Below are 19,907 nucleotides of genomic sequence, written 5' to 3'. Positions count from 1 at the left end.
AAGGCCCTGTCATCGGGGCCTCCGCGAGCCGAGGACGGCGGACAGGGCCACGCCGACGATCATCGCCGCACCCGCCGCGGCCGCCCGCCACATGGCCGGCAGGTCCCGGGTCGTGACGATGGGGTCCGGCGGCAGCCCGTAGACCTCCGGCTCGTCCAGCAGCAGGAAGAAGGCGCCGTTGCCGCCCACGCCGTCGTTCTCGTCGCGGCCGTAGAGCCGGGCGGTCTCCACGCCCTGCTCCTTGAGCGTGGCCAGCCGGGCGTCGGCCCGGGCCTGCAGCTCGTCGAGGTTGCCGAACTGGATGGACTGGGTCGGGCACGCCGTCGCGCAGGCCGGCTGCAGGCCGTCGGTCAGCCGGTCGTAGCACAGGGTGCACTTGAACACCCGGCCGTCGTCCTTGCGCTGGTTGATCACGCCGTAGGGGCAGGACGGCACGCAGTAGCCGCAGCCGTTGCAGATGTCGCCCTGGACGACCACGGTGCCGAACTCGGTGCGGAACAGCGCGCCGGTGGGGCAGACGTCGAGGCACCCGGCGTGCGTGCAGTGCTTGCACACGTCGGAGCTCATCAGCCAGCGGATCTGCTTGTCCGCCCCGGTCTGCCCGGTCTGCGGGTCGAACTCGCTGAGCGCCTCGGCGTTGAGCACGCTGGACTGCTGCGCGTGGGCCAGGCTGTCCCCGGTCGCGTTGGCCGCCGACGGGCCGGAGTCCTGCCGGGTCGCGCCGGGCAGACCGACGGCGGGCATCGGCAGGTCCACGGTCCGGCTCTGCTCGATGAACGCCACGTGCCGCCAGCTGTTGGCGCCCAGCTGCCCGGTGTTGTCGTAGGACATCCCCGACAGCCCGATGACGTCTCGCGCGCCGTGCGAGTCGTCCATCGGCAGGAGGTTCCACTCCTTGCAGGCCACCTCGCAGGCCTTGCAGCCGATGCAGACCGAGGTGTCGGTGAAGAAGCCGACCCGGGCCGGGTGGTCGTCGTCGTAGCCGGCCTCGCCCTGCACGTCCGGCAGCGGGCCGAACAGCCGGTTGTCCGGGTCGCGGCCGGTGAAGGCCGGGCTCGCCGAGCTGATCGAGGTCATGCCGGCCTCCTCTCTGTGTCGCTCACTGCGTCGACCCCTCGCCGGCCGAGGCCTCGACGGGGTCGCGGCCGTTCACGCCGACCCGACCCGATTCCACCCCGGCTCGCCGGCGGTAGGACTCGACGAACTCGAGGAGCTCCGGCCCGCGGGGCCGGCGCCCCGGCCGGATGTCGGCGGTGCTGACCTTGTCCTCCTGGATGTGGGTGTTCGCGTCGAGGGCGATGCCGAGCAGGTCGTTGGCCGAGTCGCCGGTCGAGATGCCGCTGTAGGACCAGTGGTACGGCATGCCGATCTGGTGGACGACCTGACCGCCGCCCAGCTTGATCGGCCGCATCCGCTCGGTGACCAGCACCTTGGCCTCGATCGCCGTCCGGGTGCTGACCAGCGTCGCGTACTCCCCGTTGGTCAGCCCGCGCAGCTCCGCCAGCTCCGGGCTGACCTCGACGAAGAACTCCGGCTGGAGCTCGGCGAGGTAGGGCAGCGTGCGGCTCATCCCGCCGGCCGTGTGGTGCTCGGTCAGCCGGTAGGTGGTCACCTGGAACGGGAAGACCTCGCTGCGGGAGGGGTTCTCCCGGTTCCACGGCCCCGGGATCCGCTCGATCGTGGGGCTGGCCTGCTGCTCGTACAGGCCGTTCTCCACCACCGACTCCACCGGCTCGTAGTGCGTCGGCAGCGGGCCGTCGACCAGGCCGGCGGGCGCGTACAGCCAGGCCTTCCCGTCGCCCTGCATGACGAAGGGGTCGGTCCCGGCGATGGCGTCCTGGGCCTTGGCGCCCTCCGGTGGCACGTAGTCCGGCCGCTTGGTCGCCTCGAAGTCCGGGTTGTCCAGGCCTGTCCAGCGCCCGGCCTCCTCGTCCCACCAGACGTAGGCCTTGCGCTCGCTCCAGGGCCGGCCGGCCGGGTCGGCGGAGGCGCGGTTGTAGAGGATGCGCCGGTTGTACGGCCAGGCCCAGCCCCACTCGGTCGGGACCGGCCCCTGCTCGCGACCGGGCTTGCGCCGCGCGGCCTGGTTGACCTCGTCGGCGTAGACCCCGGAGTAGATCCAGCAGCCGGACGACGTGGACCCGTCGTCCTTGAGCTCCATGTACCCCGAGAGCGCCCGACCGTCCGGGCCCACCCCGTTGATCTCCCGGAGGACCGCCGCGGCGCTCGGGTCCTGGGTCTCGCCCTCGACCGGGTAGTCCCAGGTGAGGTCGAGCAGCGCGCGGTCGCGTGGGTCGGTGGAGTCCTTGAGCCGCTCCCGCAGGATGCGGCCGAGGTGGAAGTAGAACCACAGGTCGCTGCGGGCATCGCCCGGCGGCTCGACCGCCTTGTGCCGCCACTGCAGCAGCCGCTGCGTCTGGGTGAAGGTGCCGTCCTTCTCCGCGTGCGTGGCCGCGGGCATGAAGAAGACCTCGGTCCCGATCGTCTCCGGTGCCAGTTCGCCGGTCTCGATCTCGGGGGACTCGTTCCAGAACGTCGCCGACTCGATCATCTGCAGGTCGCGGACGACGAGCCAGTCGAGGTTGGCCAGCCCGAAGCGGTTCATCCGCCCGTTCGGGTGTCCGACCGAGGGGTTCTCCCCGACCAGGAAGTAGCCCGAGACCTTCCCCTCGATCATGTCGGCGATCGTGCGGTAGGAGCTGTGGTCCCCGCTGATCTTGGGCAGGTGGCCGAAGCAGAAGTCGTTCTCCGGCCCTGCTGCGTCCCCGAACCAGGCCTTGAGGAGGCTGACGGTGTAGGCCCGCTTGTTGCCCCAGAAGCCACCCTTGCCGGCGGCGTCGGCGACGTAGTCGTCCAGCGACTGGTGCTGGGCGGCGTGCGGCATCGGCAGGTAGCCGGGCAGCAGGTTGAACAGCGTCGGGACGTCGGTGGAACCCTGGATGCTGGCGTGCCCGCGCAGCGCCAGGATCCCGCCGCCCGGTCGGCCGATGTTGCCCAGCAGGGTCTGCAGGATCGAGGCGGTGCGGATGTACTGCGCGCCGACGCTGTGCTGCGTCCAGCCGACCGAGTACACCCACGCCGTCGTCCGCTCGCGCCCGCTGTTCTCCGTCACCCAGCGGGCGACCTGGTGGAACACCTCGGGCTCGATGCCGCACACCTCGGCGACCATCTCGGGCGTGTAGCGGTCGAAGTGCCGCTTGAGCACCTGGAAGACGCTGCGCGGGTGCTGCAGGGTCTCGTCGCGCATCGGCTTGGCCGCGATCGGGGGCCCGCCGCTGCCGGACGCCTGCGCCCGGTCCGCGGACTTGACGTCGTCGTCCTGCTCGAGTGCCTTCTGCTCGGCGGCGCCCTGCGGGTCGTCGGAGCCCGAGTGCGGCGGCTCCTCAGGCTCGTACTGCCAGCTGGCCTCGTCGTAGTGCCCCTGCTCGGGGTCGAAGCCGGAGAAGACGCCCCCGAGGTCCTCGGTGTCGACGAAGTCCTCGCTCACCAGCGCGGACGCGTTGGTGTAGGCGCGGACGTACTCCTCGAGGTACAGCTCGTTGTCCAGCACGTACTTGATCAGGCCGCCGAGGAACGCGATGTCCGCGCCGGCGCGGATGGGCACGTGCAGGTCGGCGACCGCGCTGGTCCGGGTGAACCGGGGGTCGATGTGGATGACCTTGGCGCCGCGCGCCTTGGCCTCCATCACCCACTGGAAGCCCACCGGGTGGCACTCGGCCATGTTCGAACCCTCGATGACGATGCAGTCGGAGTTCGCCAGGTCTTCCTGGAAGTTCGTGGCACCGCCACGTCCGAACGAGGACCCCAGACCGGGGACCGTGGAGGAGTGCTATATGCGCGCCTGGTTCTCGATCTGGATCGCGCCGAGGGCGCTGTAGAGCTTCTTCATGAGGTAGTTCTCCTCGTTGTCGAGGGTCGCCCCTCCGAGGCTCGCTACTCCCATGGTCCGGTTGACGCGCTTGCCCTCGTGCTCGTCCTGCCAGCCCTTCCGCCGGGCCTCGAGGACGCGGTCGGCGATCATCTCCATCGCCGTGTCGAGTTCGAGGTCCTCCCACTCCGTCCCGAACGGACGGCGGTACCGGACCGTGGTGACCCGCGTCGGGCTGGTCACCAACTGCTTGCTCGCGCTGCCCTTGGGGCACAGCCGCCCGCGGCTGATCGGCGAGTCCGGATCGCCCTCGATCTGGACGATCCGCTCGTCCTTCACGTAGATCCGCTGGCCACAGCCCACCGCGCAGTAGGGGCAGACGCTCTGGACGACGCGGTCGGCGGTGGCCGTCCGGCTCACCACGTTCTCGGTCGCCTTGCTGCGGGCGGCGCTGCCGCGTCCGAGCGGATCGGAGCCGGTCAGCTGCCGGAACACCGGCCACGCATCGAGCCACGTCTTCACCTCCTGGACTCTGCCACCTCGGGATCGATCCGGCGCATCGGACCGGCTCTCCTCCGCAGGTCACCGGGGGTTGCCGGCGCCGCCGGGTCGCCACGTGACGATCGAGCGGCACCCCTCCGGGTCGCCGGCCGGCGCTGCCGTCCCGCCGCCGACGCCCCTTGTGGGTGAGCCGATCGGCCCGCGGGCTGCAGGACGGACGGAGTCGTTCCGATGGACCCGGTGTGACCTCCGCTCCCGCACCGGCACCGCCGGCCGCCGTCCGGGCGCAGTGCCCGCTGCGCCGGCTCGTGCGCGCCCCGGTCGTCCTGACGGTCGCCACCGGCGCGGCGGGGGTCTGCCTCGTCGCTGCGCCGGCGGCCGTGCAGCACGCGTCGGGCGCCCTCCTCGCGGCGACCGGCGTGCTGGTCCTCCTGCTCGGCGCCCGTCGCACCGCCGCCCCGGCCGGCTGGCGCTGGTACGCCGGCGCGCTCGCCGTCACCTGCGCCGGCGGGGCGCTCATCCGGCTGGTCACCGACGTCCCGGCGAGCGCCGTGCTCGGCGCCGTCGCCGGCCACCTGCTGACGGTCGTCGCACTGGTCCGGCTGCGCGGCGCGTGGCGGACCGGCCGGGCGCAGCTGGTCACGGCGGCCGCCCTCTCAGCGATCGCCACCCTCCTCGCCGTGCGCCTGGTCCTGGCCCCCCTGGACGCCGGCCCCGGTACCGCGGGACTGCTGCGCGCCGCCGTCCTGGTCGTCCCGGTGACCGTCGCCCTCACCACGGCCGCCGCGCTGCTGTTCCTCGGCACCGTCGACCCGCGGCGACGCGGGGTCGCCGGGCTGCTGCTGGCCGCCCAGGCGGTCATGGCCGGCGCGAGCACGCTCGCCGTGCTCGCGTGGGGCGAGGTCCCGCCGTCGCTGGCGGTCTGGACGAGGCCGGCGACCGCGGTCGCCGTCGTGCTGGTCTGCGTGGCCTGCCGACTCGACGTCCCCCGCGACGCCGAGGGTTCCGGGCCCCGCCCGGTCGGCGTCACCGTCGCGCTGCTGCCGCACGCGATGGCCGTGGTCGCCGGCTGCCTGCTGTTCCTCCGGATCGGCCTCACCGGCTCCGCCGACGGCGTCGACGTGGCCCTGGCCGTCGTGGGGCTGCTCGTCGTCCTCGCCCACCAGGCCGTCATGTGGCGGACCCAGCAGCGGCTGACGGCCGACCTGCTGCGCAGCCAGTCCTACTTCGCCACCCTGGTCCGGAGCAGCGCCGACCCCGTCGTCATCCTCGACGACCGGCTGCGGATCACCTTCGCCTCGCGCGCGCTCACCGACCTGCTCGGCCTGGACCCCGAGCAGGCCGTCGGCCGCGCCCTGCTCGACGTGGTGCACCGGGACGACGCCACGGCCCTGTTCGGCCGGCCGCCGGGACCGGCCGGTACGGGGTCCACGGTGCGGACCGCACGGGTCCGTCACACCGACGGCCGGTGGCGGCTGATCCAGGCCACCGTGCGCGACCTGCGGGACGACCCGGACGTCGGCGGACTGGTCCTCTACTGCCGAGACGTCACGGCCGCGACGCCCGCGGGCGACCCCGACCCCGCACTGCTCGAGCTCTCCCTCACCGACCCGGTCACCGGGCTGCCCAACCGGGCGGCGCTGGTGCGGCGGCTGTCCGCGCTGCGGGCGGAGGCCGGTGGGCGGCCCCGGTCGCTGGCAGTCCTGGGCATCAGCGGCCTCGACGCCCTCCCCGGCGAGTCCGGCGCCGCCGCGCTCCGCGGGATCACCGCCCGGCTGGTCCGGGTGCTGCGCGGCGAGGACTGGCTGGCCCGCACCAAGGACGGCGACTTCGCCGTCGTCGCCGACGGCAGCGTGGCCGACGCCGAGGTGCTCGCCGCCCGGCTCGTGGCCTGCGTCGGGACCCTGACCACACCGGCCGGTCCCGTCGCGCTGCACGCCTGCGGCGGGGTCACCGTGCTCCCCGACGACCTGGACCCGGCGGAGGCGCTGCGGCAGTGCGACCTCGCCCTGCGCAGCGCCCGGGCGGCCGGACCGGGCTCGGTACACCGGCACGACGACGCCCTGCGCCTCCAGCAGGACCGGCAGGACACCCTGCGCGCCGACCTCGCCTGCGCGCTGGAGGGCGGTCAGCTCCGACTGGTCTTCCAGCCGGTGGTGGACGTCGTGCTGCACCGCACCGTGTCGGTCGAGGCGCTGCTGCGCTGGACGCACCCGGTGCTCGGCGAGATCTCCCCCGCGGAGTTCGTGCCGCTGGCCGAGCAGTCCCCGCTGATCAGCACCCTCGGCCGGTGGGTGCTCGGCCAGGCGTGCGCCACGGTCGCCGCGCTGCCGGACCCCGACCTCGCCGTGGCGGTCAACGTCTCTGCCCGGCAGGTGCAGGGCGGGTCCCTGGTCCCCGACGTGCTGGCCGCGCTCGCCGCCAGCGGACTGCCCGCCGGCCGGCTGGTCGTCGAGCTCACCGAGTCCCTGCTGCTCGACTCCGACGCCGTGATCGAGGACCTCACGACGCTCCGGCAGCTCGGCGTGCGGGTGGCCGTGGACGACTTCGGCACCGGCTGGTCCTCGCTGGCCTACCTGGTCGGGCTGCCGATCGACGTCCTGAAGATGGACCGGCAGTTCCTGGCCGGCGTCGAGCACGACACCCAGCGGCAGGCCCTGTGCCGCTCGGTGCTGCACCTGGGCGGCAGCCTCGGCCTGCCGGTGGTCGTGGAGGGGGTGACCACCGACACCGAGCTCACCCTGCTCCGCGACATGGGGCACCGCTTCCTGCAGGGCTACGCCCTCGCCCGCCCCCTGGAGGTCGCGCAGCTGGTGCAGGGTCACTGGCCCACCGGTGTCGTCGCGACCGGCGTCGCCTCGGCCTCCGCCCGGTGAGGCACGCGGGTCTCCTCGTCGACCATGGGCTCGTTGCCGGTCGTCGCGGCAGGTCGTCGCGTGTCGCGCGCAACAACCGCATGATCAACGCGGGGAGGGCCGGGGCGGCGAGGAGGCCCGCGAGGAGGGCCGAGGCGAGGCCGGAGCGGGCTTGGCCGGTGGTCAGGGTCTCCCCGGAAGGGTCAATCCGGTTCTGGATGGTCACCCCCGAGGTCGATACTGGCGCGGTGAGCGAGCCGGTGCTGCACTTCCTCGGCCACTCGACCGTGCGGGTCGAGCTGGCCGGGCACACCCTGCTGACCGACCCGCTGCTCACCGGGCGGGTGGGGCCGTTGCGGCGCGTCGTCCCCGCGCCGTCCCCCGAGACCTGGGCGGGCGTCGACCTGGTGCTGATCAGCCACCTGCACGCCGACCACCTGCACCTGCCCTCGCTGCGGCTGCTGGACCCGGACGTGCCGATCGCCGTCCCCCGCGGCGCCGGGGGGTGGCTGCGCGGCCGGGGCTTCCGGCAGGTCGTCGAGCTCCTGCCGGGTGAGTCCTTCGACCACGGCGCCCTGCGGGTCACGGCCGTCCCGGCCCGCCACACCGGGCACCGCTGGGGCCCGCGGCTGACCCACGGTCCGGACACGAGCGCCCTCGGCCACCTGGTCGAGGGCGGCGGTCGGACGGTCTACGTCAGCGGCGACACCGGCCTGTTCGACGAGATGCACCTGCTCGGCGACCGCGGGATCGACGTCGCACTGCTGCCGGTCTGGGGCTGGGGCCCCACCCTGGGGCCGGGGCACCTCGACCCGGCGGAGGCGGCCGAGGCCGTCGCCCGGCTGCGCCCGCGGATCGCCGTCCCGGTGCACTGGGGCACCCTCGCCGTCCGCGGCAGCACCGTGCTGCCGGGGCTGGGCAGCCGGATGCGGGCACTGCTGGTCGAGCCACCGCACACCTTCGCCGCCGCCGTGGCCGGCCGCGGCCTGGGCACCCACGTCGCGGTCACCCAGCCGGGGCGGCCGGTGGTCCTCCCCACCGGGACGGCGACACCGTGAGCGCGCTCGCCGCGGCGTGGACCGACGGTTCGGCGATCGGCTACCCGGTGCTCTTCGGCGGCGTGCTGCTCGGCTCGGTCGTGCCCGTGGTGCCGACCGGCGCCCTGGTCGGCGCGGGGGCGGCCTTCGCGGTCACCGCGCACGGCCTGAACCTGCCGCTGGTGGTGGCGGTCGCCACCCTGGCCGCCTGGATCGGGGACGTCGTCACCTTCGCGATCTGCCGGTTCGGCGGCCCGTCGGCGGTCCGCTGGGTCGCCCGGGGCCAGCACGCCGAACGGATCGAGGAGGTCCGCGACCAGTTCCGCCGGCACGGCTGGCAGATCGTCGTCGCGGGCCGGCTGCTGCCCGCGGGACGGATCCCGGTGCTGCTGGCCGCGGGCGCCCTGGCCTACCCGTGGCGGCGGCTGCTCCCTGCCTCGCTGCTGGCCGCCTTCCTCTGGGCGGTGGCCTACGCGCTGCTCGGGGTCGTCAGCGGCGGCGTCTTCGACTCGCCGCTGACCGCCGTCCTGCTGGCCACCGGGCTGGTGCTCCTCGTCGGTGCGGTGCTCAACGCGGTGAGCTCGCGACGCCGGCGCTCGGCGGGACACGACGGGCACCCGGAGCCACCGGCGGACGACGAGGACCGGGGCCGCGTCGGATCGGGCCGGATCCCGCCGGCCCGACGCCCCCACGAGACGGATCCGGACCGCTCACCCTGCGGACCGGCATGACCCGTCCCGCCACCCCGGGCCGGGTGGTGCGGCGGGGCCGTACGCCGGCCCGCGTGCTGCTCACCTGGCTCGCCACCACCGCCGCGCTGGCCGCGCTGGACTCGTGGCTGGCCGACTTCACCATGGACTCCTGGTGGCAGCCGCCGGTGATCGCGCTGCTCCTGGGGCTGCTCACCGCCGTGGTCTGGCCGCTGGTCATGCGGATCGCGCTGCCGCTGGCCTTCCTCACCCTCGGCCTGGGCAGCTTCCTGCTGCTCGGGGCGGCGGTGCTGGGGCTGTCGTTCCTCGTCCCCGGCGTGGTCATCGAGAACCTGCGCACCGCGGTCACCGTCGGGGTCGGGATGGCCGCGGTCTCCGGGCTGGTCAGCAGCGTGCTGGCCATCGACGAGGACGAGCTGTTCTTCCGCCGCGCCCGCCGCCGGGCCCGCCCGACGCCGGGGGCTGCGCCGCTGCCCCCCGGCGTGGTGTTCCTGCAGATCGACGCGCTGTCCTTCGACACCGCCCGCCGCGCCGTCCGGGACGGCTCCATGCCCAACCTGGCCGCGTGGCTGCGCTCGGGCAGCCACGCGCTGACCTCCTGGCACACCGACTGGAGCTCGCAGACCGGCGCGGCTGTCATGGGCATCCTGCACGGCTCCAACCAGGACATCCCCGGTTTCCGCTGGTACGACAAGGCCCGCGACCGGATGGTCCGCGTCTCCTCCCCGCTGGACGCCGCGGAGCTCGAGCGCGCGCACTCCGACGGCCGCGGCCTGCTCTCCGGCGGCGGCGCGAGCCGGGGCAACCTGTTCACCGGCGACGCGGCGCACGTGAGCCTGACGATGAGCTCGCTCTCGCACGTCGTCCCCGCGACCAGCCGGCGCGCCCGGCAGGCCCGGGAGCGGGTGGGCTCCGGGTACTACGCCTACTTCGCCAACCCGGTGAACGCGCTGCGGACCATCGCGGTGTCGGCCGTGGACATCCACCGCGAGCTGCTCGCCGCGGCCCGGGAGCGCCGCGACGACGTCCGGCCGCGGGTGTCCCGCGGCGGCATCTACCCCCTCGCCCGTCCGGGGACGACGGTGATCGCGCGCGACGTCGTCGTGTTCGCCCTGCTCGAGGACATGATGGCGGGGCGACCCGTCGCCTACGCGGACTTCCTCGGCTACGACGAGGCCGCCCACCACGCGGGCCTGGAGCGCGCCGACAGCCTCGCGGTGCTGCGCACCATCGACCAGCAGATCGGCCGGCTGCACCGGGCCGCCCAGCTGGCCCCGCGGGAGTACCACCTGGTCTGCCTCTCCGACCACGGGCAGACCCAGGGCGAGGCGTTCGCCGCCCGGTTCGGGGAGTCGATCGAGGAGCTGGTCGGCCGGCTCTGCGGCGCACCCGGCGCGCTGCCGGAGCCGCACCTGACCGGCCCGCGCGACAGCCGCCGGCTCACCGAGGCCTGGCAGGTCGGTGCCGCGCTGGCGGAGAGCGCCGGACCGATCGCCCGCCGGCTGCGCGAACGGGTCGAGCGCGCCGCCGACGTGCCGCACTCGCACGAGCTGCCCGAGCGGGCCGGTTCGGTGCCCCGGGTGGCGCCCGGCGTGGTCGTGGCCGTGTCCGGGCACACCGCGATGGTCTCGTTCCCCGACATCCCCGGCCGGGTGTCGCTGGAGGAGATCGAGCGGCACTGGCCCGGGTTGCTGCCCGGCCTGGTCGACCACGACGGCGTCGGCTTCCTGCTCGTGCACTCCGAGGAGTTCGGGCCGGTCGTCCTCGGCCGCGAGGGGCTGCACCGGCTGACCACGGGCATCGTCATCGGCGAGGACCCCCTCGCTGTCTACGGCGTGCACGCGGCCGGGCTGGTGACACGGATGTCGGGGTTCGCGACCTGCGCCGACGTCGTCATCAACAGCCGCTACGACCCCGACACCGACGAGGCCTCGGCGTTCGAGCCGCACGTGGGCTCGCACGGCGGCCTCGGGGGGGCCCAGCAGCACGGCTTCCTGCTGCACCCCCGCTCGTTCCGGCCGCCCGGCGAGGTGGTCGGCGCCGAGCGGCTGCACCGGGTGTTCCGCGGCTGGCTGACCGACCTGGGCCATCCGGAGCCGACCGGCGAGGGCGCGACGGTCGGACCGCTCAGCGCCACCGCGCTGCAGCGGGACGACGCCCGGGTGTGATCCGGGGTCGCGTCCGGCCCGCTCCGGGACAGCCGGTGACGATCGAATGAACAGGACGGCGGGACCTGGCACCGGCGCAGCCGGGTCACGGAGAGTAGGGCGATGAGACCCGACGCGGGCGCCTGGTTCGCCGAGCGCACGACCGTGGCGCCGTCCCTGGACGACGTCGACCCCGGCGCCCTGCTGCGCGCCAAGCGCCGCGGCCGGCACCGGGTCAGCGTCGTCCTGCCCGCGCGGGACGAGGAGGCGACGGTCGGGGACCTGGTCACCGGACTGCGCTCCCACTGGGTGCAGCGGCTCCCCCTGGTCGACGAGCTGCTCGTGGTCGACTCCGACTCCACCGACGACACCGCCCGGGTGGCGCGGGCCGCGGGCGCCGACGTCGTCTCGACCGCCGACGTGCTGCCGGGCCACGGCACCCGTCCGGGCAAGGGCGAGGCGCTGTGGAAGTCGCTGGCCGCCACCACCGGCGACCTCCTGGTGTTCCTCGACGCCGACCTCCTCGGGGACGTCACCCACTACGTGCCGGCGCTGCTCACCCCGCTGCTGACCGATCCGCAGACCAGCTACGTGAAGGGCTGCTACACGCGGCCACTGCGGGCCGACGGGGTGAGCAGTCCGGCCGGCGGCGGGCGGGTGACCGAGCTGACCGCCCGCCCGCTGCTGAACGCGCTCTGGCCGGAGCTGGCCGGCGTCGTCCAGCCGCTGGGTGGGGAGTACGCCGGCCGCCGCTCGGTGCTGGAGCAGGTGCCCTTCGTCTCCGGCTACGGCGTCGAGATCGGCCTGCTCATCGACCTGCTGGACCTGACCGGTCTCGCCGGGCTGGCCCAGGTCGACCTGGGCGTCCGCCGCCACACCTCGCAGAGTCAGGAGGCACTGGGCCGGATGGCCGGGCAGGTGGTGTCCACGGTGCTGTCCCGTGCCGGGCGCGGCCGGACCGACCACCGGCTGGAGGAGGCCGGCGGCCTGCTCACCCAGTTCCGTCACGACGGGATGGGTTTCGTGCCGCACAGCACACCGGTCGCCGTCGACGAGCGCCCGCCGATGGTCACCGTGCCCGAGTACCGCGCGCTGCCGGCCGACGTCGTCGGCTGATCGCACGGCGGCGGCCCGGACGGGGCCTCCTGCCGCGCGGCCGCGAGGGTGGGGCACGATCGGCGGGTGTCCCCGTCCCCGTCCCCGCCGCCCGCGGCCCGGCTCGGCGCCGACACCAGCGTCCGGTGCCCCGGGTGTGGCTGCGTGCTCGTCCCCGCCCGGGGGGACGACCCGGCGCCAGCGGGGGTCTCCGCCGCCTGCACCCGGTTGTTCGAGGAGACCCTGCGGGGTCTGCGTGAGGAGGTCACCGACGCGCAGGTCGCCGTCGTCGTCGCCCTGGCCGACGGCGCCTATGCCGCCCAGCACCCCGGCGCCACGGGCCCTCAGCGGCTCGCGGAGGTCCTCGACGACCTCGCCGGACGGCTCGCCGAGCCGGTGCCCACCCCGCCGGGCGACGTGGCCGAGGCACCCGAGGCCTGGCGGACGACGATCGCCGACGTCGCCGCCGACCTCGACGTCATCGACCTGCCCGTCCTGGTCGAGACCTGGGCGCGTGCGGTGCTCGCCGACTGGCGGCGCGAACCGACCCGCATGCCCGATCGAACTACCGAGCGCAGTTAAGCTGCGACGGTGAGTGATCTGAACGACCGGCGGGCCCGCAAGAAGGCGCAGACCCGCGCCCTCATCCGGTCGGTCGCCCAGGACCTGTTCGCCGAGCGGGGCTTCGAGGCGGTCACCATCGCCGACATCGCCACGACGGCGGACGTCGCCGTGCAGACGGTGTTCAACCACTTCTGCACGAAGGAGGAGCTCTTCTTCGACGGCCGCACGCCCTGGGTCGACGGCCCCGCGGAGGCGGTGCGTTCCCGACCGCCGGGCGTGCCGCCGCTGACTGCGTTGCGCAGGCACCTCGTCGGGATGGTGGCCGCCCTGGCGGGCGCGCACACCACCGAGCAGCGCCGCCGCTTCATCGCCACGATCGAGGCGTCGGCCGCACTGCGCGTCCGGGAACTGGAACTGGTCCACGAGGCGGAGCGCCGGCTGGCCGAGGCTCTGACCGCGGCGTGGTCGGACGGCCCGTACACCGCACCGGACCCGGTCACCGCCGCGTCGCTCACCGCGGCCACCTGGCTGGCGGCCGTCCGCGTGCTGCTGGTCAGCCAGCGTCCAGTCCTCGGCGACCACGTGAGCGCCGCCCGGTCGGCGGCCCGCATCGAGTCGCTGGCCGACCAGGTGCTCGGTCAGCTCCAGGAGGGGCTCGGCCCGATGCACGCCGGAACGGCCAGGCCGACCGCTCCCGGCTGGCCGGACGCCGTCCGCCGCACCGGCTGAGCGGTCCCCGCCGGCCGCGGCAGGCGGGGACCCGCCCGGGTGCAGCCGGGGTCAGACGGCGGCGGCCTCGCGAGCCGGCTGCAGGAGCGGTAGCAGGACGTCGTCGACGACGCGCTGAACCTGGGCCGCGGTCATCGCCCCGGCCGCCGCGGTCAGCCGCTGCCACCAGAACGCCTCGAGCACCGACCCGAGCAGCGCCAGGCGGGCCTCGGGCAGCACCTGTCCGCGCTCGGCGGAGCGGGTGCCGATGGTCGCCACCGCGTCGGCCAGCGGCTGGACCAGAGCGGCGTCGAGTCCGGCCCGCAGGTCCTCGTCGTGGCGGGCGGCGCCCACCAGGCTGGCGGCGGCTCGCTCCTCTCGGTCGAGGGGGTGCCGCCAGCGGTCGACGAGCGCGGCGAGGTCGTCGCGCACGGACCCCGAGTCCGGCGGAGCCGGGACCAGGGTGAACCGCCCGACCGCGTGTCGGGCCATCGCCGCCATCGTCGGCCACCGTCGGTAGATGCCTGCCTTGCCCGCGCGGGCTCGGGCGGCGACCCGGTCGCTGTTGAGCCTGCCCCAGCCCTCGTCGGCCAGGATGTCGACAGCGACCGAGAGCAGCTGGTCGGAGAGTTCGGCGCTCAGAGGGCGACCCGGCGTCCCCGTCACGCCGCTGCCCCGTCATCGGAGGACTTCACCGCGACATCGTGGACGTTCGGTGGAGTCACCACAATGACCGGGACCGGAACTCACAGGCTTTTCTTGAGAGTCTCAAGTATGTGCGGCATGCGAACGGGCGGTCGCCCCACGCATCACGCCCCGGCAGCGCTCTCCACGTGCACCTGGAGGGTGGCACCGTCCTCGGACAGCCAGCCCTTCGAGCGGGCCTGACCCACCATCTCGTCCCACCGCGCCGGCCAGTCCGAGGCCGTGGCCTGCTGCTCGGCCGCGGCGCGCAGCGCGGCGACGTCCAGGACGGCGGTCTCGCTGTCCTGGAACCGGCCGAGCCCGGCGCCCTCGAGGACCTCCGCGGCCTCCTCGTCGGTCACCTGCCCCAGGGCCAGGTGCAGCCGGCCGAGGTCGTCGACGTCGACGACCCGTGCCTCCGGACGCTCGTCGGCGCCCGTCACCACCTCGACGATCATGACGTCTCCCTCCTGTTGGGACTTCCTGTACCGAAGGTCCCTACACGTGCCAGGGGAAGCGGGTGAAGTCGGGATCCCGCTTCTCCAGGAAGGCGTCGCGGCCCTCCACCGCCTCCTCGGCCATGTAGGCCAGCCGGGTGGTCTCCCCGGCGAACAGCTGCTGCCCGACCAGACCGTCGTCGATCAGGTTGAACGAGTACTTGAGCATCCGCTGCGCCGTCGGGCTCTTGGCCACGATCCGCCGACCCCAGTCCAGCGCGGTGGCCTCGAGTTCGGCGTGGGGGACGACGCGGTTGACCATGCCCATCGCGTGCGCGTCGGCGGCGGTGTATTCGTCGCCGAGGAAGAAGATCTCGCGGGCGAACTTCTGGCCCACCTGACGGGCGAGGTAGGCCGAGCCGAAGCCACCGTCGAAGCTGCCGACGTCGGCGTCGGTCTGCTTGAACCGGGCGTGCTCGGCGCTGGCCAGGGTGAGGTCGGAGACGACGTGCAGGCTGTGCCCGCCCCCGGCGGCCCACCCGGGGACGACGCAGATGACGACCTTGGGCATGAAGCGGATCAGCCGCTGCGCCTCGAGGACGTGCAGCCGGCCCTGTCCTCCACCGCCCGCACCGGCCCCAGCCGCCTGAGCGCCGCCGTACTCGTAGCCGTACTTCCCGCGCACCCGCTGGTCGCCGCCGGAGCAGAAGGCCCAGCCGCCGTCCTTGGGGCTGGGTCCGTTGCCGGTGAGGAGCACGCAGCCGACGTCGGTGGACAGCCGCGCGTGCTCCAAGGCGGCGATCAGCTCGTCGACGGTCTGCGGGCGGAACGCGTTGCGGACCTCCGGCCGGTCGAACGCGATCCGGACCACGCCGGCGTCCACGGCGCGGTGGTAGGTGAGGTCGGCGAAGTCGAAGCCCGCGACCGGCTCCCACGCGGCGCTGTCGAAGATCTCGGAGACGTCGGGGCGGGCGCTCATGCGAGCGAACCTAGTGCGACCGCGGAACAGCCGGTCACGGGACGAGGCCGCCGACGACCCCACCCACGACGGTCCCCACCCCGCCGGTGACGTCCTCGACGACGTCGCACAGACAGTCGCCACCGGGCGCGGGGGCAGGTGCCGGGGCGGGAGCAGGTGCCGGGGCGGGAGCAGGTGCCGGGGCAGGAGCCGGCGCCGGGGCGGGGGCAGGTGCCGGAGCCGGGGCGGGAGGGGGAGCCGGAGCCGGCGGGCCGGACGGCGTCCGGGTCGGCACACCCGGCCGGGGCACCGGCGCCGCACGGGGACCCTCGGCCGCGGGTCCCGTGGGAGCGCCGGCGGTCGGGGGGCGGCCGGTGGCGGGCGCTGCCTCGGTCCGGCTCGCGGCGGTGGTCGCCGCGGCGCCGGTCGCCGCCGGGTCGCTCGCCGGGCCCTCGCCTTGGTCCGGTGCGGGGCCGGCGGCCTGACCCGCCGCCTCACCGCCCGGGCCGGCCGGCGGACCGGACGGCGTCCCGGGCTCTGCCGGCGCCTGCCCCGGATCCGCGGTCCGCCCCGACTCCACCGCCGGCTGCCCCGGGGTCCCGGCGGGCGCACCGGGCACGGCGCCGGACACGGCACCGGGCACACCGCCCGGAGCGCCGGCAGGGTCGGCGCCGTCGGCCGTCCCGTCAGCGTCGGCTCCCGACGATCCGCGCGTCATCGAGGACGCCCGGCCCCCGGCCGCCGACGAGGCGCGGGCCGCGGTGCCGATGCCCTCCTCGGCGACGTCCTGCCCCCCGGCCGAGGCGCCGCCGGTCCGCTCGGGGGACGGGCCGAACAGGATCATGGCCACCGCGGCGGCGCACAGGAACCCGGCCAGGAAGAACAGCGCGAAGGGCCCCCGGGTCTGCAGCGTGTCCTGCAGGCGACCGGGACGAGTGGGGGCGCGGTGCGGATCGCCGGCGGCGAGGTGGCGGGGTCGGCGGGACAGGGCCGGGCTCCTTCGGCGGGTGACGGAACTCGCCCAACGTAAGGGCGTCCGGACGCAGCGGCACGTCGGGGTCCCGGCCGCCCCGGTAGCGTCGGGGCGTGCCCGACGCGCGCGCCGTGCGGATCGGCACCGTGAACATCTCCTCGGGGCGCAGCGCGGCGGGGTCGGTGCTCGCCCCGGCCGCGTTGGGGGCAGCGGTGGCCGTCCTCGACGCCGACGTGCTCGCCGTCCAGGAGGTGGACGCCGGCCAGCCGCGCTCCTCCGGTGCCGACCAGGCGGCCGCGGTGGCCGACGGGCTGGACGCCGCGGACTGGCGCGGCGCGGCGACGCTCACGGGCACCCCGGATCCGTTCCGCAGCTGGTCCCCGGCTCACCCGGCACTGCGCGGACCGGACGACGGCCAGGCCGGGCCGGTCTACGGGATCGCCCTGATCAGCCGGCTCCCCGTGCTCGAGTGGTCGGTGCTCGGGCTGGGCGCCGGACGCGCCCGCCTGCCGATGAAGGCGCCGGACCCGCGCACCGGGGGCCTGCGGTGGTGGTGGATCCCCGACGAGCCGCGGATCGCCGTCGCCGCCCGGCTCGAGCACCTCACCGTGGTGGCCACCCACCTGTCCTTCGCGCCGCACACCTCGGTGCGTCAGCTGCTGCGACTGCGCCGGTGGATGGCGACCCTGCCCGGTCCCACGGTGCTGGCCGGCGACCTCAACCTGCCCGGCGGCGTCCCGGCCCGGTTGCTGCGGGCCACCCCGCTGGTGCGCGCGGCCAGCTTCCCGGCCGCCGACCCGCGGGTGCAGCTGGACCACCTGCTGGCGGTCGGGAACGGCCTGTCCGCCCGCGACGGGCGGGCCCAGGAACTGGCCGTCGGCGACCACCGTGCGCTGCGCGTCACCGTCTCCCCCACCTGACGGGCCGGACCCACCGGCCCCCCGGCGCCGAGAGCCCCGGGGTCGGACTTTCGGCGCCGAAAGTCCCCCGGGGTCCCGGACCTTCGGCGCCGAAAGGCCCGGGGGGTTTCGCGGAAAGGCCCGTGGGGTCCCGGACCTTCGGCGCCGAAGGTCCCCGGGGTCCCGGACCGTCGGCGCCGAAAGGCCCGGGGGGGTCCGCGGAGAGGCCCGAGGTCAGTGGAGCAGGTCGTGCAGGCGGGTCAGGGAGGCCTCGAAGCCCGGGTGCAGCGGCACCGAAGCGAGTTCGGCCAGCGCGATCCAGGCCACCCCGTCGCTCTCGCCGTCCAGCCGCAGGTCGCCCGGCTCGATGGCGCGCAACGGCCGCGCCAGCACGGTCGTGTACGCCCAGCCCCCGTGGTCGTCGACGGAGTGCGCGCCCAGTGACAGGTCGTCGGGGAGCAGCCCCAGTTCCTCCTGCACCTCGCGCAGCGCGCCGCGCTCGGGCGACTCCCCCGCGTGCAGCGCTCCGCCCGGCGTCCCCCAGGTGCCGCCGTGGTGGGACCAGGTGGCCCGGTGCTGGAGCAGCAGCTCGGGGCCGTCGTCGCCGTCCCGGTGCACGAGCAGCCCGGCCGCGCCCAGCAGGCCCCAGTGCCGGTGCCCGAACGAGCAGCTCACCCAGCCGTCGGTCGTGGTGAACACCCCTCCAGTGAACCCGAGGGGAGGCGCGACCGCCGCCGTGCCAGGCTCGGGGCGTGCGCGTCGCCGTCTTCACCGGGTCCCAGACCGGGCCGCCGTCCCATCAGCAGGCCGCCGCCGACCTCGCCGCCGACCTGGCCCGCGCGGGGGTCGGCATCGTCTACGGCGGGGGCCACGTCGGGCTGATGGGCGTCGTCGCCGACGCCGCACTGGCCGCCGGCGGGGAGGTGCTCGGCGTGATCCCCCAGCACCTGGTGGACGACGAACTGGCGCACCCCGGGCTGCCGCGGATCGAGGTCGTGCAGACGATGCACGAGCGCAAGGCGCGGATGGCCGAGCTCTCCGACGCCTTCGTCGCCCTGCCCGGAGCGGCGGGCACGCTCGAGGAGCTCTTCGAGGCCTGGACCTGGGGGATGCTCGGCCTGCACGCCAAGCCGACGGTCCTGGTGGACGTCGACGGCTTCTGGCAGCCGCTGCTGACCCAGCTGCGGCGCATGGTGGACGACGGCTACCTCGACGCCCGGCGGCTGGACGCCCTCGGCGTGGTCGGCGACGCGGCAGAGCTGCTGGAGTTCGTCGGGCGCTACGAGCACCCCGCGCGCAAGTGGACGCCGACGCCGCCGTGACGCCACCCGGGCCCGAGGAGCACTGGGACGTCGTCGTCGTCGGAGGTGGACCCGCCGGCTCGGCCGCCGCGCTCGCCGCCCGCCGCTCGGGCGCCTCGGTGCTGGTGCTCGACCGCGCCGAGTTCCCCCGCGACAAGGTCTGCGGGGACGCCGTCGCGCCCGAGGCGCTCGACGTCCTCACCGGTCTGGGGGTCGACCCGGCTGGTCTCGTCGAGGGCCATCCGCCGGTGCCCCGGCTGTCGTTGCGGTCACCGGGCGGCGCGACGGTCGACCGGGCCACGCACCGGCCCTCGTACGTCGTCCCCCGCGCCGTGCTCGACGGCCGGCTCCTGGCGGCGGCGCGGGCGGCCGGGGCGCGGTTCCGCCGGCACACCGTCCGCACCGTCGCGACCGACCCGGACGGCGTGACCGTCGACGGCACGGTGCGCGCCGGCGTGCTGGTGGGAGCCGACGGCGCGGAGTCCGTCGTCCGCCGGGCGCTGGGCCTGGGCAGCAACCGGGACGACCGGCTCGCCGTCGCCATCCGCGGCTACGCCCCGGAGCTGCCCGGTCAGGCGGGCACCCAGGTACTGGTGACGACGGAGCAGCGCTGGCCGGCCTACGCGTGGTCGTTCCCGCTCGGCGACGGGCGGGCGAACGTCGGCTACGGCGAACTGGTCTCCGGTGGAGCCACCCGCGCCCTGCTGGTGGAGGGCCTGCACCGGCTGCTGCCCGGCGTCGCGCCGGGGCCGCTGCGGGCGCACCGGCTGCCGCTGTCGACCGGGCGGCCGCGGTTGCCGGGAGGCCGGGTGCTGCTGGCCGGCGACGCGGCCTCGCTGGTCAACCCCCTGACCGGCGAGGGGATCTTCTACGCCGTCCTCTCCGGCGCGCTGGCCGGCGCGGCAGCCGAGGCCGGGCCGGCCGCGGGAGCGATCTACCGGGCGGCGGTGCGCCGGCGGCTGTCCGGCCACCTGCGCTCCGCGCGGCTGGCCTCGGAGCTGAGCCGGTGGCCGGCGGTCATGGACGCCACCTTCCGCGCCGCGTCTGCGCGGCAGCGGGTCTTCGACGACGTCGTGGCACTGGGCCTGGCCGACGGCCGGCTCACCGGCCGCACGCTGGCCGCCGCCGTCCGCGGGCTGGCCGCGGGCGGCCGGTGAGGAAGCGGCCCGG

Annotated in this window: 15 protein-coding genes and 1 pseudogene; 10 read left to right on the top strand and 6 right to left on the bottom strand. The window is 75.3% G+C overall.

Annotated features, from left to right (window positions below):
• Nucleotides 1–9: 9 nt before the first annotated feature.
• Nucleotides 10–1,077, bottom strand: a complete 1,068-nt coding sequence (locus tag GCU56_RS14280; RefSeq protein WP_163482401.1) for a 4Fe-4S dicluster domain-containing protein — start codon at nucleotides 1,075–1,077, stop codon at nucleotides 10–12.
• Between the two features lie 22 nt (nucleotides 1,078–1,099).
• Nucleotides 1,100–4,390: pseudogene (gene fdh / locus GCU56_RS14275) on the bottom strand (formate dehydrogenase).
• Nucleotides 4,391–4,611: 221 nt separating this feature from the next.
• Here fdh and GCU56_RS25225 point away from each other — a divergent pair.
• The 7 genes from GCU56_RS25225 (at nucleotide 4,612) to GCU56_RS14235 (ending at nucleotide 13,506) form a co-directional block, all read left to right on the top strand.
• Complete coding sequence (locus GCU56_RS25225; protein WP_163482399.1) at nucleotides 4,612–7,245, top strand: EAL domain-containing protein; 2,634 nt, start codon at nucleotides 4,612–4,614, stop codon at nucleotides 7,243–7,245.
• A gap of 227 nt (nucleotides 7,246–7,472) precedes the next feature.
• On the top strand, nucleotides 7,473–8,282 hold the full coding sequence (locus GCU56_RS14260; RefSeq protein WP_163482398.1) for an MBL fold metallo-hydrolase: 810 nt from the start codon (nucleotides 7,473–7,475) through the stop codon (nucleotides 8,280–8,282).
• Nucleotides 8,279–8,992, top strand: coding sequence for a VTT domain-containing protein (locus tag GCU56_RS14255; protein WP_163482397.1), 714 nt, complete (start codon nucleotides 8,279–8,281; stop codon nucleotides 8,990–8,992). The genes GCU56_RS14260 and GCU56_RS14255 overlap by 4 nt, the downstream gene beginning before the upstream one ends.
• On the top strand, nucleotides 8,989–11,139 hold the full coding sequence (locus GCU56_RS14250) for a phage holin family protein (RefSeq protein WP_163482396.1): 2,151 nt from the start codon (nucleotides 8,989–8,991) through the stop codon (nucleotides 11,137–11,139). The genes GCU56_RS14255 and GCU56_RS14250 overlap by 4 nt, the downstream gene beginning before the upstream one ends.
• A 102-nt stretch (nucleotides 11,140–11,241) precedes the next feature.
• A complete protein-coding gene (locus tag GCU56_RS14245) occupies nucleotides 11,242–12,234 on the top strand; it encodes a glucosyl-3-phosphoglycerate synthase (protein WP_163482395.1) in 993 nt (330 codons plus the stop codon).
• Nucleotides 12,235–12,300: 66 nt separating this feature from the next.
• On the top strand, nucleotides 12,301–12,795 hold the full coding sequence (locus GCU56_RS14240; RefSeq protein ID WP_163482394.1) for a DUF5946 family protein: 495 nt from the start codon (nucleotides 12,301–12,303) through the stop codon (nucleotides 12,793–12,795).
• Between the two features lie 9 nt (nucleotides 12,796–12,804).
• Nucleotides 12,805–13,506, top strand: coding sequence for a TetR family transcriptional regulator (locus GCU56_RS14235; RefSeq protein WP_163482393.1), 702 nt, complete (start codon nucleotides 12,805–12,807; stop codon nucleotides 13,504–13,506).
• A 51-nt stretch (nucleotides 13,507–13,557) separates the two neighbouring features.
• Here GCU56_RS14235 and GCU56_RS14230 read toward each other — a convergent pair whose 3' ends face one another.
• From GCU56_RS14230 to GCU56_RS14220, 3 genes are all read right to left on the bottom strand, one after another.
• Complete coding sequence (locus GCU56_RS14230; RefSeq protein WP_163482392.1) at nucleotides 13,558–14,151, bottom strand: TetR/AcrR family transcriptional regulator C-terminal ligand-binding domain-containing protein; 594 nt, start codon at nucleotides 14,149–14,151, stop codon at nucleotides 13,558–13,560.
• 143 nt (nucleotides 14,152–14,294) lie between these two features.
• Complete coding sequence (locus GCU56_RS14225) at nucleotides 14,295–14,627, bottom strand: hypothetical protein (protein ID WP_163482391.1); 333 nt, start codon at nucleotides 14,625–14,627, stop codon at nucleotides 14,295–14,297.
• A 40-nt stretch (nucleotides 14,628–14,667) separates the two neighbouring features.
• Nucleotides 14,668–15,585, bottom strand: coding sequence for a 1,4-dihydroxy-2-naphthoyl-CoA synthase (locus GCU56_RS14220; RefSeq protein ID WP_163482390.1), 918 nt, complete (start codon nucleotides 15,583–15,585; stop codon nucleotides 14,668–14,670).
• Nucleotides 15,586–16,650: 1,065 nt separating this feature from the next.
• On the opposite strand from GCU56_RS14220, the gene GCU56_RS14215 reads away from it, so the two are divergent.
• A complete protein-coding gene (locus GCU56_RS14215; protein ID WP_345771845.1) occupies nucleotides 16,651–17,457 on the top strand; it encodes an endonuclease/exonuclease/phosphatase family protein in 807 nt (268 codons plus the stop codon).
• Nucleotides 17,458–17,670: 213 nt separating this feature from the next.
• Here GCU56_RS14215 and GCU56_RS14210 read toward each other — a convergent pair whose 3' ends face one another.
• Nucleotides 17,671–18,135 carry an NUDIX domain-containing protein gene (locus GCU56_RS14210; RefSeq protein ID WP_163482389.1) on the bottom strand — a complete coding sequence of 155 codons (465 nt, stop codon included), beginning with the start codon at nucleotides 18,133–18,135 and terminating at the stop codon, nucleotides 17,671–17,673.
• 53 nt (nucleotides 18,136–18,188) lie between these two features.
• Here GCU56_RS14210 and GCU56_RS14205 point away from each other — a divergent pair, with 53 nt between their 5' ends.
• Together GCU56_RS14205 and GCU56_RS14200 are read left to right on the top strand one after the other, a co-directional pair.
• On the top strand, nucleotides 18,189–18,758 hold the full coding sequence (locus tag GCU56_RS14205; protein ID WP_163482388.1) for a TIGR00730 family Rossman fold protein: 570 nt from the start codon (nucleotides 18,189–18,191) through the stop codon (nucleotides 18,756–18,758).
• On the top strand, nucleotides 18,737–19,894 hold the full coding sequence (locus GCU56_RS14200) for an NAD(P)/FAD-dependent oxidoreductase (protein ID WP_345771844.1): 1,158 nt from the start codon (nucleotides 18,737–18,739) through the stop codon (nucleotides 19,892–19,894). The genes GCU56_RS14205 and GCU56_RS14200 overlap by 22 nt, the downstream gene beginning before the upstream one ends.
• Nucleotides 19,895–19,907: the final 13 nt, after the last annotated feature.

It is taken from the genome of Geodermatophilus sabuli, assembly GCF_010686765.1.
GTDB lineage: Bacteria > Actinomycetota > Actinomycetes > Mycobacteriales > Geodermatophilaceae > Geodermatophilus > Geodermatophilus sabuli_A.
Note: the sequence above shows the minus strand (reverse complement) of the source record. Positions and strands in the feature narration are given on the sequence as shown.